The organism is Psychrobacter nivimaris, from assembly GCF_043419765.1.
In the GTDB taxonomy this organism is placed as follows: Bacteria; Pseudomonadota; Gammaproteobacteria; order Pseudomonadales; family Moraxellaceae; genus Psychrobacter.
Genome location: NZ_JBHOFX010000004.1, coordinates 162,136 through 178,477, shown reverse-complemented (window position 1 = coordinate 178,477; position 16,342 = coordinate 162,136). Strand labels below are relative to the sequence as shown.

The following is a 16,342-nucleotide window of genomic DNA, read 5'->3' as shown; positions in this document are numbered from 1 at the left end:
ATATTTTTGGTCAATCATGGACTTATCCTTATGAGTGTTACTGTATTCAATCCCCGCATCGATGACGATGCTGTTGCTGAGACGACTGTCACCGCACGTGCTGTCACTGCACTCAAAGAAGCAAGTTCAGTCCAAGCACCCGTCGAAAAAGCAGCGACAAAAAAGGTCTTTGTCACGACCCAAGGCTGTCAGATGAATGTCTATGACTCTGGCAAAATGCTAGACGTGCTCGGCGATTCGCATGGTATGGAAGTGACTCATGATATCGATGAGGCCGACGTATTGTTAATGAATACCTGCTCTATCCGCGAAAAAGCGCAAGAAAAAGTCTTTTCAGAATTGGGCCGCTGGCGCAAACTAAAAGAAAAACGCCCTGACCTTGTCATTGGCGTTGGTGGCTGCGTCGCTTCACAAGAAGGCGATAATATTCAAAAGCGTGCGCCTTATGTCGATATGGTATTTGGCCCGCAAACCTTGCATCGCCTGCCAGAGCTATACGATCAATCAAATGAGCAACGTGAAATCGCGCCTAAAAACCGTATTGGCACAATTGACGTGTCATTCCCTAGCATCGAAAAGTTTGACTTTTTGCCAGAGCCAAGAGTAGAAGGCTACAAAGCATTTGTCTCTATTATGGAAGGCTGCTCAAAGTATTGCTCATTTTGCGTGGTGCCTTATACGCGCGGTGAAGAATTATCACGTCCACTTGATGACGTATTGGCTGAGATTGACAGCCTTGCCGCTCAAGGTATCCGTGAAATCAACCTATTGGGTCAAAACGTCAACGGCTATCGTGGCGAAAAAGACGATGGCAGCATTTGCCGTTTCGCTGAGCTATTGCATTATGTCTCGCATGTCGACGGTGTCGAGCGTATTCGCTATACGACCAGCCATCCGCTAGAGTTCACTGATGACATCATTGATGCCTATGCACAATTGCCAGAGCTAGTATCGCACTTACATCTACCGGTTCAAAGTGGCTCAAACGCTATCTTGGCAGCGATGAAGCGCAACCATACGATTGATGTTTATATCAATCAGATTAATAAGCTAAAGGCCATTCGTCCAGATATTCACTTGTCGAGTGACTTTATCATTGGCTTCCCAGGTGAGACCGATCAAGACTTCCAAGATACCTTAAACTTGGCGAAAGAGTTGAACTTCGATCACTCTTATAGCTTTATCTATTCTAAGCGACCAGGTACGCCAGCCGCTGAGTTGCCAGATGATGTAAGCTTCACCACCAAGAAAGCTCGCTTGGCTGAATTCCAGAAAGTCATCATTGACTCAACGCTTGCCAAAACTCATGAAATGGTCGGCACTACGACTCGCGTCTTGGTTGAACAAGTCGCCAACCGTCATCCTGATTGCTTAATCGGTACGGCAGATAATACTCGTACCGTTATGTTCCCTCATGATGTTGAGAAAATGGATGAGCTGTTGGGTAAACTTGTAAGCGTACGTATTACTGATTTCGTCAGTCCGCACATGGTGAAAGGTGAGCTAATCGAAGTATTGGCCTAGTGGTTAAGGTAACAATGGTTAAATTATAAGTTTGAGTAAGAATAAAAAAGCCGTTCACTATAATAGCGAACGGCTTTTTTGTGAGTGAATGTTAATCATCACTATTCTGATAACCAATCTGTTTTCCGTAACTGCTGCTTGGTCTCGCGGCGACGTTTTTTGCGGACGATATCGATATCTTCTTTTTCATGAATACCACCTTTTCTTAATAGTGGATCCAGTGCCAAATAGTTGCGCGGCTTGACTGTGCCTAGCGAGTGTTGCACACCTGTCTCAGCTTTTTTTTCTAGCTGCCGTTCAATTTGTTTGGCCTTTTTTAAGGTTTGTTTTAAGCTCATATTGTTACCTGTTCTTTGATTTTCTTGAGATACCAATACCGAAAATCATCTTAGTGAAGAAATCGAGCGCAAATAGTACACTTAGTACATTTAGCTCGATTGACACCGTCGTGACTCGCTATGGTTTTACTCTCTAACCTTTAATACACATGACCTGCTTCAACGTATGCACCACTTCAACCAAGTCAGTTTGATTGGCCATGACTTCATCAATGTCTTTATAAGCGCCGGGTATCTCATCGATGACGCCTTTGTCTTTGCGACATTCGACACCATCGGTTTGCGCTTTTAGCTCATCAATGGTGAACGCGCGTATCGCTTTACCACGGCTCATTTGTCGCCCTGCCCCATGTGAGCAAGAACAAAACGACTCTGCCGCGCCTAGACCACGGACGATAAAGGACTTGGCACCCATAGATCCTGGGATAATGCCGAGCTCACCTGCATAAGCACTAATGGCACCTTTACGCGTCACATAGACTTGCTCGCCGAAATGTACCTCTTCATTGACATAGTTATGATGACAATTGATGGCTTCTTTGGTCAGCTGAAATCGTGGCAACCCCGCTTGTGGCGACTGTAATGACTTAATCACTAAGCGCATCATCTCGCGGCGGTTCTCAAGCGCGTAATCCTGCGCCCAGCTCACTGCTTCGACATAATCAGCAAAGCTATCAGACCCTTCGGCAAAGTAAGACAAATCACGATCTGGTACATGACCAAAACGCGATTGACGTTCTTTTTTGGCAAGGTTAATAAAGTACTGACCGATACAATTACCGATGCCGCGACTGCCAGAATGCAGCATGACCCAGACATCATTGTTCTCATCCAAGCACAGCTCAATGAAATGATTGCCACCGCCGAGTGTTCCCAACTGCTTTGCCCACGTACGCTCAAAACCTTTAAGCATTTTAAGCAAACCTGGATGTTTATCAGTAATCGGTTTTAGGCGTTTGCCTAGTGGATCAAGCGTTGAGTTCTTGGCTTGGATTTGCTTATGCATATTGAAGCCGACTGGCACTTGTTGCTCAACGATCGATCGCAATGACCTTAAGCTATCAGGCAAATCACTTGCCGTTAGGGACAAACGTACTGCGTTCATACCGCAGCCAATGTCTACCCCAACTGCGGCAGGAATGATGGCTGACTTGGTCGGTATCACGCTGCCGACTGTAGCGCCTTTGCCAACGTGCACATCGGGCATCACTGCAATATGTGAATGCACAAACTCTAGCTGGGCTAAATTGCGTAACTGCTGCATCGCACCTTGCTCAACATCCGAGGTGTAAATCTTGACGGGTACGCCTTGCTTACGATTTTCATTTAATACTAATTGAATGCTCATAATTTGTTATTTCCATTTATTATCTTAATAACCATGCATTTTTTATAATTACCAGTCTTCATAATTTTTAGACATTACTTATCTATCTCAATTAAACGAAACGTCTAATAAGAACTAAAATTAATAAATTATAAAATTTAGGCAATAAAAAACCGTATTCTTATTAATTAAAAAATCAATAAAAATTCATGGTTAATTTATTATGGACATTTTAAAGAAAGATAATATAGATCAGTACCGTCGGCCACAGCGTAAATAGTATACGCATAGAAAAGCTTTAGCTAAATCATAGCCTGAGTCGCTTTATTAGCAACAACGGTAAAGAAAAATGTTAGGTAAACAGATAACAGCAGGCGCAATATAGCTTAGCATGATCGCAGAGCAAATTTGGCACAGTAGACTTAGAAAAGAGATAGCGCAAGTAGATACAGAAGGCTATTCGTTGATATCGATAGATGGGATATCACTCAATAGCTTATATAAAAATTTAGCCAAACCTTTTCGAAGGTGTCATTGCTGTCATGTGGTTTACACATTTAATCTTTAAAAACGTCTTGGTAGTTATATAGGACACGATGATTCCTCCATAGGTTGTGGCTAATATCATGGCGACAATAGCAGATTAATTGAAACGATTTATTGATTATGAAAGATAAGCAATGTAAATCAATGAGCCAATAATAACGATTTAAAAATTAAAGTCAATAATTAATTTGGCTTGTATAGAAAATAATTTAATAAACGTGTGTTTAATTAATCACTTTAATTTGAAATCTTATCGGTAGTTTTTAAGCTATAAAACTATTTAACACTTCAGCCAATAAAGCAGCAGCGATAATTATAAATATCACCCCACAACCACGATTGAGCCAGGCTAAGCGATTACCAACATCAAGCCAGCTTGCCAGCTTTTTGCCACCTAGCGTATATACGATTTGCCAAATCGTTTCACTCAAAAACAAGCCGATGGTCAATAGGACATATTGCGGCCATAGTGGCGCGCTAAAATTGATAAACTTAGGAAAAAATGCCGCAAAGAACAAGATAGCTTTCGGATTAGATAATGATACCCAAACACCAGTACGAAACAAGGTAGTATTGCTCGGCGCTATCTTAGTAGCAGCACTAGATAGTGAACGCGGCTGTGGTGTACTGGGTACGCCGTCAGTGGCAGCATAGTCTGCTGCTACCTCGGCACTCAACTCTTTAGCATCACTCATCAAGCTACCGTCGCCAGCATCGCGCCAAGAGCTGATACCCAAATAGATTAAATATACCGCACCCACGGCCTTGATAATGGTCAGTAGCCACGGTGACTGGCGACTGATTACGTCTAATCCAAGCAGTGTCGATAGCAGTAATACAAACAAGCCAAGGCTCAGACCTGCCAGCGTCCATAAGGTTCGTTTGACGCCATAGTTCATGCCATACTGAAACGCCAGCAGCATATTAGGACCAGGGGTCGCTGAGATAAAAAACGTACTTGCGAAAAACACTGCAAACAGATGCCAAGACATCAACCCACCCCTACTTTGTCATGTGTAAATGGTTCTAATACGAACGGCTATACGACTTAAATATGCGACTAAAAAATAAACACCGCCATTAAGACGGTGTCACTTATACCTATATATCAAAAAGTCTCGAGAAAATTATTAAAAGACCGACACGCATTCTTCTGAAGAATTACGATTACATGGACGGCTGAGTCGTACAGCTATCTAACAGCTTCTTTAAAAACGCATCACAGCGTTCAATTTCGCTAAGCTCCACATACTCATCCGCTTTGTGCGCCTGCTCAATACTACCAGGGCCACAGATAATCGTTGGGATACCTGCATTGGTAAACTGACCGCCTTCAGTCGCGTAAGCCACTTTATGACGCTCATCATCTCCTGTCAGCGCAGCGATTAACGATTGTAGCTCAGCGCTATCACTATCAGTCATGGCTGGGACGCTTTCTTCTTGCATCAGCTCAATACCAGTCTCTGGCGCGCGTGCTTGCATTTGGGCATTTAGCTCAGCGACTTTGGCTCGAATGGGCGCTAGTATATCGTCTTGCGTCATGTGCGGCAGGTTACGATAGTCAAAAGTAAACTCGCATAAGTTGGGTACGATATTGGTCGCTGTACCACCATGGATGGTACCTACTGACAATGTCGAATAAGGCACTGTAAATAACGCATCGTTATCATCACGAGCGCTGAGCTCTTCAGCAAGCGTATCTACATAGCCAACCAATCTGCTAGCGTAGCTAATAGCATTGACACCCTGTGCGATTAATGAAGAATGCGCCGACTTGCCATGTACACGGCAGCGATAAACTGCGATGCCTTTGTGTGCGACCACCATAGCCATATTGGTCGGCTCACCGACGATACAATAATCAGGTGTGATACCACGTGCTTTTAGGTCTGCCAAAATCAATGGCGCACCCAAGCAGCCAACCTCTTCATCGAACGACAATGCCAAATGCAACGGACGACGTAGCTGACCACTGTTCGACAACTGCACGGCTTGCGGCAATACCGTTAGTACACAAGCGATAAAGCCCTTCATATCACACGCACCGCGACCATATAGCTTATCACCACGTATTGTCGCGGTAAACGGCTCTGAAGACCATGCTTGTCCATCGACAGGCACAACGTCAGTATGGCCTGATAAGACCAGACCGTTATTCACGATATCAGCATTTTCACCAGCTGGTACGGTCACAAACAAATTGGCTTTAGTTTCAGCCTCATTAAAGGTCAAATCTACCGTCAAACCTAACTGCTCACAGTACAACTTTACATCGTTAATCAAAGCCAAATTAGAATGGCGACTGACCGTATCAAAGGCGATGAGACGTGTTAGCCAATCGAGACTTTGAGTAGGATGCTCAGCATTTTTCAGCTGGACATCGATGCTACTGTCAACGTTATCGCTATTACTGACGTTATCGCTATTACTACTGTTATTTTGGATCATAAAATATCCTTACTACAATTTTCAGAACTATGATGTGTCAGAGCTGACTTACGATGGATTGTTATGATTCATCACATCAACCACTGGCGGCATTGGTTTTGGTAGCTTACCTTCTGCCTGTAGCTCTTTGGTTGTTTTGGCATCGATAGACAAACCAGCGATGAGCGCGATATCTTTGACAGCCTTGCGTTTACGCGTGGCAAAGCTTACAGGTACCATACGAGCAAATTCATAGATGTAAAGATAAGACTCTTCCCCACCTTCAAAATCTTCGTCATCTTCGAGACGAATTGCGCCAATCTTAGCCAAATCAGATAGCATCTCGTTTTCTTCACTGGTCAAACCACAATCAGTAATGCCGAAACCGGTCATAAAACCGTTTGCCCACTGTTTCAACGCCATCACGCGCTCGTATAAATCATGTTCATCATCTGGGATGAGCGGCATGTACGCGTAGGCATCATCTTTGTCTTTTAGCTGAAAAACGATGTCTTCCGCTTCTTCTGTCAGTAAGGTCAATGCAGGCTCCGGTAATGGAGCAAAGCTTAGCTCTTCAAACACCTTAGCCCAAGTTGCTTCGTCGGGTGCATTACAAGCCGTCATAAGCCCTGTCATCATGCCATGCACTTCGCTGATAGACACGTCAGTCCAATCATCAAACGCGGTCAGCCAAGTATTCCAGCCAGAGATATTATCATTCATAATAGATGTCCTAGTAATTGATTACTGCTCATAAAATAAAAATAGTCGCGATAAAATGTCATGGACAAATCATCGATAAATAAAAGTGAAAAGACAAAGCCTGATGCTTGTAATTACTTTGTTGATATAGATATTATGCGGTCACCTATGGCATTATTAAATGCAGCGAACAAAATTCATTCACGCTTACTTGTTAAGGATAAAAACTGACTATGTATGATCAACTTAGAATATTAGAAAAAATGGTACTCGACATCAAAAAACAGTATCAGCTTGTCAGTGCTGAACTTAGCAGCTTAAAACAACATCCTGTTACTGATTCAAAAGAATTTTCCGCATTAAAAACCAAATTAGATAACAGTCATAACGAACGTGACGGTGCCAAAAAACAACTGAACGATCTCGACAAGCGCTATCAGAGTCTTGCAGAAGCGCACCATATGATTGGTGAAGAACAAGACAAACTGCAAAAACAGATCAGCCAATTACAACAACAAAACAGTGAGCTGCAACAACACAATAATGAGCTAAAGCAGCAGTATAGCGATATCAAACAACAAAACAGTGAACTACAAAAGAAGAACCAATTGGCAGCCGAGCGTACGCAAGTCGTATTACAACGCCTAACCCGTATCGATCAAGCAGAAGGCTAACGCGTTCTTGCAATAGATAGCAAAGACGTACTGCTTATTAAACTGCATAACGCTATTTGTAAAATCTGATATCACTCATTTCACTGACCAGACATTGTAGGATTTATCATGACCGATGACCAAAGCAAATCGATAGAAAAACAACCAAAAAATACTCAAGCACCAAGTGCGCCAGTAACAAGTGCGCCAGTGCCAGCGCAAAAAACGACACCAGCAGCATCAAATATATCAAGCGCCATGGCACAATCTAATACCAAAACACCTAAAGCACCAGAACCACAAATCAAAAAAGTTGATATTGCGATTGCTGGGGTTACTTATCCAATCTTTTGTCCAGTACATGAGCAAGAAGAGCTACTGTCAGCGGTTTCGTATATCAACAACTATGCGCTCGATCTAAAAAGAGATGCGCCAAGCCTAAGTCAAGAAAGCATACTGGTACTGTGCTGCTTGAACCTATATGAAAAAATCCATGCCAATCAAAGAAGTGATGAAGATCGCTTGCAGAAAGACAAACAGTCTGAGGCATTGCTCAATAAAATTATGAAGGATGCTCATTCTATTCTATAGATGCATCGTACGGTATTAAACACACTAGCGCCTAGCCAATAAAGTTAGGCGCTTTTTTATGGTCAATTATTTGTCTAGTTATGCATAAGGCGTGTAGGTCTTGCCTGCGTGAAAGTCTGCCTGATGCTCATAATTGCAAAAGAATAACTCTTGGTTCGCTTTAACATTGCCATCGGTAGCTGTACTTGGTTTGGTTTCGAGTACGCCGCGATATTCAGCCAAGCTGTTGCCACAGAAATTGCACTGACGCGGAGTGGTCACATCCCCTTCTTTTGGCATCATGCTTTTAGGCGCACGTGGGTACATAAACTTATAAAAAGCCCACATTGAAGCCCAGATAATAAGGATGACGATAATAACAGCAAACACAGTAGTGCTCCTTCGATTATGGGTAAACGCGAGAAATAACGAAATCTATTAAATAAGATTATTTAAGACGTTTTGATAGCATAAATTTTACCGTCAATAATAGCGATAATACAATGCCTTTACCGTTTAATTGCTGATTGTACTAATTGACTGGTTATTATCTACTGGATAACTGTACGAATAAACCAGCCAACTGCACAACAAAAAACCTGGCCACGATAAGCCAGGTTTTTTATCAAAAGTAACCGTCAAGTTAAAACAACAATCAAGTTAAAGTAACTATCAGCTTTTAGCAGAGTTACAGCTGTAGCTCGCTGATATCAGCTACAGTCAAGAACAAGGCGCGAACCTGCTTTAGCAATGCCAAGCGATTGTTTTTAAGCGCAGCATCTTCACTATTGACCATTACTTGATCGAAGAACTGTGTCAACGGCTCATCTAAGCTAGCCAGCGTTTGCAATACTTGCGTATAGTCCGCTTGCTCCAGCAATGGTTGTACCACTGTCTGTGCTTGCTGCACATTTGCATATAAGTTTTGCTCAGCAGATTCAGACAGTAGTGCTTCATCGACTGTATCAGCCACGCTCACTTCTGACTTGGCCAATATATTAGCAACACGTTTGTTTGAATCAGCCAACATCGACGCTTGTGACAGCTCGCTAAATGCTTGCACTGCACGGATACGCTGATCAAAATCAAGCGGCATATGCGGGTTAATCGCTTGCACTGCTTGAATCGTATCGACGCTAACGCCCTGCTCTGTATACATTGCACGATAGCGCGAGTTTAAGAATGCCATGACTTGGGTAAAGGTATCGCCCATTTTGGCAATCTTACTACCTTCAGCATCGCTGTAGCCTTTAATCGCTTGCTCAACGAGCGCTACCAGATTAATCGGCAACTGCTTTTCGATCAAAATACGCAAGATACCAATAGCAGAACGACGTAAGCTAAACGGATCCTTTGAACCTGTCGGTGCTTGGTCAATCGCAAAAATACCAACCAATGTATCCAAACGATCCGCTAACGCTAAGCAAATGCCAATCGGTGTCTGTGGTAATACATCACCACTGAATTTCGGCAGATACTGCTCTTCTAAACTGGCGGCGACCGCTTCTGGCTCGTCATTTAGACGTGCATAATAAGTCCCTGCGATACCTTGCAATTCAGGGTATTCGCCGACAAGCGAGCTGGCCAAATCTGCTTTAGATAGAATGCCCGCACGTACGGTTTCATCGACATTGATATCGTGACCTTGCTGCTGCATCAACGTGGCGATGAATGCTGCCAGTTTGGCAATACGCTCAGACTTCTCCCAAATCGTACCCAGTTTGTCTTGGAATACGCGATTTTTTAGGCTTTCTGTAAGCGCAAACAATGGCTGCTTTTGATCTTGCAAGAAGAAAAACTCTGCATCAGCCAAACGTGGACGTACAACTTTTTCATTACCTTCGATAATCTGGTTAGGATCTTTTGATTCAATATTGGTAATAAAAATGAAATATGGCTGCAATTTGCCAGTTTTATCAGTTAAGCAGAAATACTTTTGATCCGCTTGCATGGTCGAGATAAGCGCTTCTTGCGGTACTTGTAAAAAGCGCGCTTCAAAGCTTGCTCGTAGCGCAATTGGAAAATCGACCAATGCGGTGACTTCGTCCAACAAATCTTGCGGTACGATGGCGTCAGAATTGACTTCATCTGCCAAAGCTTTGACTTGGTTTTTGATCAGCATTTGACGCTTATCGAAATCTGCCACCACTTTTAGACCGTCTAGCAATTTCTCATAATCATTGGCATGAGCAATATTGTGATAATCAGGGCTGTGGAAGCGATGACCACGCGTTTGCGTACCAGTCTGATGACCCTGAATAGTGGCATCAATGACAGTATCATCCTGCATCAATACTGCCCACTGTACTGGACGTACAAACTCGTTGCGGCTAGCACCTGAGCGCATACGCTTAGCAATTGGCAAATTATCTAGCGCGGTTTGGAAAATAGCAGGCAGTAGCTCAGTTGTCGCTTGACCACGGATAGTCTGCTCAAAACCGACATAGTCACCTTTATCGGTATTAATCGTTGTAAGCTCGCTAGCTTCAATACCCAAACCTTTGGCAAAACCCATGGCCGCACGTGTTGGATTACCCTCTGCATCGAACGCCGCTTTAATCGCTGGTCCGCGTTTTTGCTCAGTGCGATCAGGCTGCTTATCGCTAATACCTTGAATCTGAATGGCCAAACGTCGCGGAGCAGCAAAAGCTTTGATACTATCAAAGGTGATATCTGCTGCAGTTAATTGCTCAGCGATACTGGCTTGTAGCGCATCACGTAGTGGTTTTAGGCTCTTTGGAGGTAGCTCTTCACACCCCAGTTCAAATAGAATAGTACTCATGGGATGCTCCTATTTATGGTTAGTAGATTGGTTAGTGTCGGTAGTTTCTTTTGCTGAGCTGTCTGCTGCCACGTCTTCTTTTGGCAAATACTTATCAAGCGCGGCTTGGCGATGTTCTTCATCAGCCAATGGGAAGCCCAATTTGGCACGAGCTTCGACATAACCAAAAGCAACCTTACGAGCAAGCGTACGCACACGCAGGATAAAACGCTGACGCTCAGTCACTGAAATAGCGCCGCGTGCATCAAGCAAGTTAAACGCGTGAGATGCTTTTAATACCATCTCATAAGCTGGCAACGGCAATCCTGCATCGACCAATTTGTCGGCTTGCTGCTCATAAAAATCAAACATCTCGCCCATCATTGGCACATCAGCGTGCTCAAAATTATAGGTAGACTGCTCGACTTCGTTTTGATGAAACACATCACCATACGTGACACGACCAAACTCACCATCTGCCCAGACCAAATCATAAACGCTATCGACGCCCTGTACATACATGGCCAAACGCTCAAGTCCGTAAGTAATTTCACCAGTGACTGGGAAACATTCGATACCGCCGACTTGCTGGAAGTACGTGAACTGCGTGACTTCCATGCCGTTTAGCCAGATCTCCCAACCAAGTCCCCATGCACCAAGCGTTGGCGATTCCCAGTTGTCTTCTACAAAGCGCACATCATGCACCAACGGATCAATACCAATGGCTCGTAGTGAGTCCAAATACAGCTCTTGGATATTAGGTGGATTTGGCTTTAGTACAACTTGGAACTGATAATAATGCTGCAGGCGGTTCGGATTATCACCGTAGCGCCCGTCAGTAGGACGACGTGATGGCTGTACATAAGCCGCATTCCAGCGCTCAGGACCTAACGAGCGCAAAAACGTCGCGGTATGAAAAGTACCTGCACCGACTTCCATGTCGTAAGGCTGCAATACCACGCAGCCTTTATCGGCCCAATAATTTTGCAAAGTTAAGATTAAATCTTGAAAAGTCATCGGTTGAGAGTCTTTATCTTGTGTCATCGGGGTTATCGCTTGGGATGTCATAGTTTCGGTTTTCATAGTAAAGCCACTGTGAAATGAGTATTATTAAATAAATCTCTGATAGCGCTCGCGCGACCTATTCGGCAACGACTCTATCTGCCTGCTCACCTTACTAAAAATTGACTATTTTATCCATATTTACATCAACTAAATTTGCATAGTGAGCACAAAACCTCAGTTGTATAGCGTATTTTCAGGCAAATCATCATAGAAGTCGCACTAATATAATGAATAAAAAAATACCCAAATGCGCTAGCATTCGGGCAGGAGGAAAATTGTATCTTGGGCATCCTGATTGATCAGGCTTTTTATTTTTTGGAGGTCTACTGCTTTTAGCAACTACGTCTAACTTAAACTTAATTCTTTAACTGATTCAGAAAACCTAATTCTAAAAAAGCTAATTTTAAAAATAACTATCAGGCTCCTATTATTGACAGGCTCTTATTATTGATAGGACTGACTATTGGCTTTTGGCATAATTATCCATAGGATGATATAAATCAAAATGCCTGGTACTGCTGCGCTTAACGATGAAATGATGACGAATAATACTCTCACCCATGTTGGTGACCAACCAGCATATTCTGCAATGCCACCCATCACACCTGCTATCATGCGATTGTTTGGTGAGCGATGTAATTTTGCTAACTTAGCCAAATCAAATACCTCTCTATTTTCTATTCTTGTTTATTTTTTATTCTATTTTTCTGATTGTCTTACATATTTAGCTAAAACATTATCTTGCTTTGCTAACTTACGAATCAGTATATCAATAATTCAGGATTTATCTGTTGAAGGTATAGCAGTACTTTGTGAGTTTATGCTACTCAAGCTTACCCTAATCTGTCATAGCACCATGCAAGCCCCTGATTTTAAATAGTTATTTCAAAATGTTTCAAAACCGACTTTGTTGCTATAACCTTGCAATTTCGCTTTACATATCTTGTTATTTTTAATTTAATCAAAGAGATAAGCTCGCCTTATAACGCTAAAATCGAGTGAAACTTTTGATAGTCTGAATAATCTTTTAGCTAACCAAGTTTACTCGATTAAAAGAATCCTCAATTAAAAAACCTGCGATTCCGTGTACGTCCGATATACCTTATTTTTACAATAACCCACCTGCAAATCATCCAAAACCTTTATACCATGCTGATAAGTATACTATGCTGATAAGCAACTTAGGTTTTCAGACGTTCTACTATGAAAACTAGGACACTGCTCAACTATTAGGTAAAAATACCTTTACGAAGAATACTAGAAGTAAGTAACGTGGTTGGTATTACGATTCTTAATAGGTATCTACTTTGGATCTTGATAGATGTCTAGTTTGGATCATTTAACTTAGACAGTATTAGCCGTATTTTTTGGAATAGACATGGAACACTAGGGCGTGTCTTCATTTTAAAAATGGTGATAAAAATGAGATAAATTGCAGTCAAACAAGGAAAATAGCGCAGATAATATCGAGATATTAGTCAGCTATTTGACGCTGTTTGGCAAGATTTAGCTGTTTTTAGCCCATTTAGATGACTATCGATTGAATTGAGGACACGCCCTAAGATTAGAATAAAAAAATAATAAGGATAACTATGTACGATACTGGATTAATGATTGGACATTTCGAACCCCTACATTTAGGACAGATGCGCAGCATATTGGATGCAGCAGGACAAGCCAAAACTTTGCATATCGTCATTATGGCGCATCCATCGCCGCATCCTGATTTTACCATCACCCTACAAGACAAAGCGCGCTGGCTACAGATGGCCTGTGCCGACTTGCCATTTATTCATATTCATACTACCCATGAGATAGAGCTACCGCTGCACGAACATCTGTATAGCACTAGCGATGATGTCAGTATCGATGTCGCTGCTAGTAATGCCAAATTGCAACGCTTAATGGACGCACTATCACTATCAGCAGAGACTGTATTGTTTATGGCGGAAAACCATCCGCTCACTCGCAATGACATACAAGAGCAGCTGCTTTTGCCAGTAGTTACTACGCCGCTACAGTCTGAATTTGACTCTTATGCGATTGCGCGTGATCCAGTTGCCCATTGGTCAGCACTTCATCCGCAAGCGCGCGTCGACTATACCAAGACTGTCGCTATCGTCGGCGGTGAAAGCTCAGGTAAGACAACGCTAGTCCATAAGCTTGCCAATTATTATGGTGCCAGCTTTGCCTTAGAGATGGGGCGTCTGTATGTCGGTACAGATTTGGGTGGTAGCGAGGTTGGATTACAGTACAGTGATTATGGTCCTATTTGTCTCGATCATGCTGAGGCAATCCGAGAAGCCAAAGCCAATGCAACGGCCCCTATCACCATCGTTGATACTGACTTTGTCACTACGCAAGCATTTTGTGAAGAGTATGAGGGTCGCACGCATCCCTTTGTGGCTGCTTGTATTGATGAGTTTCGTTTAGACCACACCATCATGTTAGATAACAATACACCATGGGTTGATGATGGTATGCGATCTTTGGGTACGCCTGAAGCTCGTGGACGCTTTGAGCAGCGTTTGATAAATATTTTTGCACGTCACGATATTGCGCCGCATATGATCGATCAGCCCGACTATGATGCTCGCTACCAGCAAGCATTACTATTGATTGATCAATATATCTATGGCAAAAAATCATAAACTTACTAGGGCGTGTCCTCATTTTAAAAATGGTGATGAAAATGAGATAAATTGCCGTCAAACGAGGAAAATAGTGCAGATAATATCGAGATATTGACCAACTATTTGACGATGTTTGGCAAAATTTAGCTGTTTTTAGCCCATTTAGAGGACACTCGTTTGAATTGAGGACACGCCCTAAGCATATTTATAATAATTTATTCACTAGCACATGTTATTCAACTAGCGCATGGTAGTTAGCACTATATTGATATCAGTATTTACTTTAGGGGAAAAGCGATGCGTATTCAGCTATTGGACAACATCACCGGAAAATGGGCGATGCAATGGATTATCATTTGGTTTATTTGCGGCGTTATGGCCTTGTCCGCAGGTTTTTGGCTCACCACAGACCATACCACGCTTGATTGGTTTTATTTGGCGGTCTCATTTATTGGTTTGGTTTGCGTGGTCTCGTTATCATTCCGCAAAAACGTCATGGGCAATGGCTTCGGTATGGGAGCAACCGCAGGTGAAGTCATCGTGCAGGCAACGTCTGGTGCAGTTGGTTTGATGCTTGCTCCACTATTTAACTTTTTTACCCATGTTTACGGTATTTTTTATTGGTCCAAACACACCGATCCTGATGGCGACATGATACCCAAATCAGCGAGTAAAGCTGTCTGGTTAATCACCGCTGCATTTATTATCATTGGTCTTGCCCTTTTTCCCACGATAAATGATCTACTAGCAAGCTATGGCTATGCAGTCGTAGAAGATGATAGTAGTCTGTTTTTGGGATTTATCTCTTTCTTTTGGATTAACGTCATTGCCTTTGTGCTTTCTATTACCGCTCAGGCAGCTATGATTCTGCGTTATTCGTTTAACTGGTGGTTATGGATTATCGTCAACTTTGTCTGGCTCATCGTGAACCTCATGTCTGGCAACTATATCTTTGCTATTCAGACTATGGTGTATCAAGTAAACGCCTTTATCGGCCTGTATGAATGGCATCGTAGCGAGCAAGGATAACGCGTCTCTTATACAAAAACCCCTTGGAAGTTTGAATAAAATCTTGCTGATATAGTATCAATAGTACAAGTGAAATTGACTGTACCGTCTATCAGATAACGTGGTAGACAGGCGCAATTAGTGCTACAACTGATATTAACAATTGTCTTCGCATTGAGTTTAGTAGCGAGTCCGTTAGCGAATAACCGTTACTCATTTCAATTACTAACAGGGAGGTTAGTATGTCTCGTCAACCAAAAATGTCCAAACGCACGCTAGAGCAATGGCTTAGTGAATACTCTGTCAGTCACCAAAACTTGGTCAATAAAAAAATCCATTGGCTATGTGTACCGACGATCTTTGTTAGTCTGCTAGGTATGGGCATGTCACTATCCGTATGGTTTACCTTGGTACTAAGCGCATTGGTATTATTGTTTTATGTACGTTTATCTACGCCACTGTTTTTAGCGATGGGGATGTTTATTCTTATCTGTCTGTCAGTGATGGCAGCGATGCCATGGGGCTTTAAAGCGTGGGCAGCGGTATTTATCGTTGCATGGATTGGACAATTCATCGGGCATAAAATCGAAGGTAAAAAACCTTCTTTCTTTAAAGATTTACAGTTTTTATTAATCGGTCCAGCATGGGTGGCTAACAGTTTGATGCAGCGTAAATAGTCGTTAATCTCTGCGTAATTTTTGCAGGAATTTAGCTTAGCTGTAGGCTATTGATAACCTCTACAATCTTGACCATTAACAAAATAATGTCACCAATAAAACACGCCACCC

General features: G+C 42.6%; 15 protein-coding genes. 6 read left to right on the top strand and 9 right to left on the bottom strand.

Annotated features, from left to right (window positions below):
• Nucleotides 1–30 precede the first annotated feature (30 nt).
• Nucleotides 31–1,524 (top strand): tRNA (N6-isopentenyl adenosine(37)-C2)-methylthiotransferase MiaB, encoded by a 1,494-nt coding sequence (gene miaB, locus ACHEVO_RS10220; RefSeq protein ID WP_341610260.1) that lies wholly within the window; start codon nucleotides 31–33, stop codon nucleotides 1,522–1,524.
• 101 nt (nucleotides 1,525–1,625) lie between these two features.
• On the opposite strand, the gene ACHEVO_RS10215 is transcribed toward miaB, so the two are convergent.
• The 5 genes from ACHEVO_RS10215 to ACHEVO_RS10195 form a co-directional block, all read right to left on the bottom strand.
• On the bottom strand, nucleotides 1,626–1,862 hold the full coding sequence (locus tag ACHEVO_RS10215) for a hypothetical protein (protein ID WP_394124835.1): 237 nt from the start codon (nucleotides 1,860–1,862) through the stop codon (nucleotides 1,626–1,628).
• A gap of 133 nt (nucleotides 1,863–1,995) precedes the next feature.
• Nucleotides 1,996–3,210 carry an RtcB family protein gene (locus ACHEVO_RS10210; protein WP_394124834.1) on the bottom strand — a complete coding sequence of 405 codons (1,215 nt, stop codon included), beginning with the start codon at nucleotides 3,208–3,210 and terminating at the stop codon, nucleotides 1,996–1,998.
• A 788-nt stretch (nucleotides 3,211–3,998) separates the two neighbouring features.
• Nucleotides 3,999–4,727 (bottom strand): LysE family translocator, encoded by a 729-nt coding sequence (locus ACHEVO_RS10205; protein ID WP_394124833.1) that lies wholly within the window; start codon nucleotides 4,725–4,727, stop codon nucleotides 3,999–4,001.
• 175 nt (nucleotides 4,728–4,902) lie between these two features.
• Nucleotides 4,903–6,183 (bottom strand): acetylornithine deacetylase, encoded by a 1,281-nt coding sequence (gene argE / locus ACHEVO_RS10200; RefSeq protein WP_394124832.1) that lies wholly within the window; start codon nucleotides 6,181–6,183, stop codon nucleotides 4,903–4,905.
• Nucleotides 6,184–6,231: 48 nt separating this feature from the next.
• Nucleotides 6,232–6,885, bottom strand: coding sequence for a UPF0149 family protein (locus tag ACHEVO_RS10195; protein WP_057761477.1), 654 nt, complete (start codon nucleotides 6,883–6,885; stop codon nucleotides 6,232–6,234).
• A 212-nt stretch (nucleotides 6,886–7,097) separates the two neighbouring features.
• Here ACHEVO_RS10195 and ACHEVO_RS10190 point away from each other — a divergent pair, with 212 nt between their 5' ends.
• Entirely contained in the window at nucleotides 7,098–7,538 is a 441-nt protein-coding gene (locus tag ACHEVO_RS10190; protein WP_394124831.1) for a hypothetical protein, read from the top strand.
• Nucleotides 7,539–7,646: 108 nt separating this feature from the next.
• Nucleotides 7,647–8,108, top strand: coding sequence for a cell division protein ZapA (locus ACHEVO_RS10185; protein WP_394124830.1), 462 nt, complete (start codon nucleotides 7,647–7,649; stop codon nucleotides 8,106–8,108).
• Between the two features lie 78 nt (nucleotides 8,109–8,186).
• On the opposite strand, the gene ACHEVO_RS10180 is transcribed toward ACHEVO_RS10185, so the two are convergent.
• The 4 genes from ACHEVO_RS10180 to ACHEVO_RS10165 form a co-directional block, all read right to left on the bottom strand.
• Complete coding sequence (locus tag ACHEVO_RS10180; RefSeq protein WP_394124829.1) at nucleotides 8,187–8,477, bottom strand: hypothetical protein; 291 nt, start codon at nucleotides 8,475–8,477, stop codon at nucleotides 8,187–8,189.
• A 298-nt stretch (nucleotides 8,478–8,775) separates the two neighbouring features.
• Nucleotides 8,776–10,869, bottom strand: coding sequence for a glycine--tRNA ligase subunit beta (gene glyS, locus ACHEVO_RS10175; RefSeq protein WP_394124828.1), 2,094 nt, complete (start codon nucleotides 10,867–10,869; stop codon nucleotides 8,776–8,778).
• 9 nt (nucleotides 10,870–10,878) lie between these two features.
• Nucleotides 10,879–11,865 carry a glycine--tRNA ligase subunit alpha gene (glyQ, locus tag ACHEVO_RS10170; RefSeq protein WP_394124995.1) on the bottom strand — a complete coding sequence of 329 codons (987 nt, stop codon included), beginning with the start codon at nucleotides 11,863–11,865 and terminating at the stop codon, nucleotides 10,879–10,881.
• A 492-nt stretch (nucleotides 11,866–12,357) separates the two neighbouring features.
• Nucleotides 12,358–12,570: a PspC domain-containing protein gene (locus ACHEVO_RS10165; protein ID WP_057761485.1), complete on the bottom strand. Its 213-nt coding sequence runs from the start codon at nucleotides 12,568–12,570 to the stop codon at nucleotides 12,358–12,360.
• 935 nt (nucleotides 12,571–13,505) lie between these two features.
• On the opposite strand from ACHEVO_RS10165, the gene nadR reads away from it, so the two are divergent.
• The 3 genes from nadR to ACHEVO_RS10150 all read left to right on the top strand — a co-directional run bounded on the left by nadR (nucleotide 13,506) and on the right by ACHEVO_RS10150 (nucleotide 16,231).
• Nucleotides 13,506–14,564 carry a multifunctional transcriptional regulator/nicotinamide-nucleotide adenylyltransferase/ribosylnicotinamide kinase NadR gene (gene nadR / locus ACHEVO_RS10160; protein WP_394124827.1) on the top strand — a complete coding sequence of 353 codons (1,059 nt, stop codon included), beginning with the start codon at nucleotides 13,506–13,508 and terminating at the stop codon, nucleotides 14,562–14,564.
• 279 nt (nucleotides 14,565–14,843) lie between these two features.
• A complete protein-coding gene (pnuC, locus tag ACHEVO_RS10155) occupies nucleotides 14,844–15,575 on the top strand; it encodes a nicotinamide riboside transporter PnuC (RefSeq protein ID WP_394124826.1) in 732 nt (243 codons plus the stop codon).
• 221 nt (nucleotides 15,576–15,796) lie between these two features.
• Nucleotides 15,797–16,231, top strand: a complete 435-nt coding sequence (locus ACHEVO_RS10150) for an Mpo1 family 2-hydroxy fatty acid dioxygenase (protein WP_394124825.1) — start codon at nucleotides 15,797–15,799, stop codon at nucleotides 16,229–16,231.
• The last annotated feature ends 111 nt before the right edge of the window (nucleotides 16,232–16,342 follow it).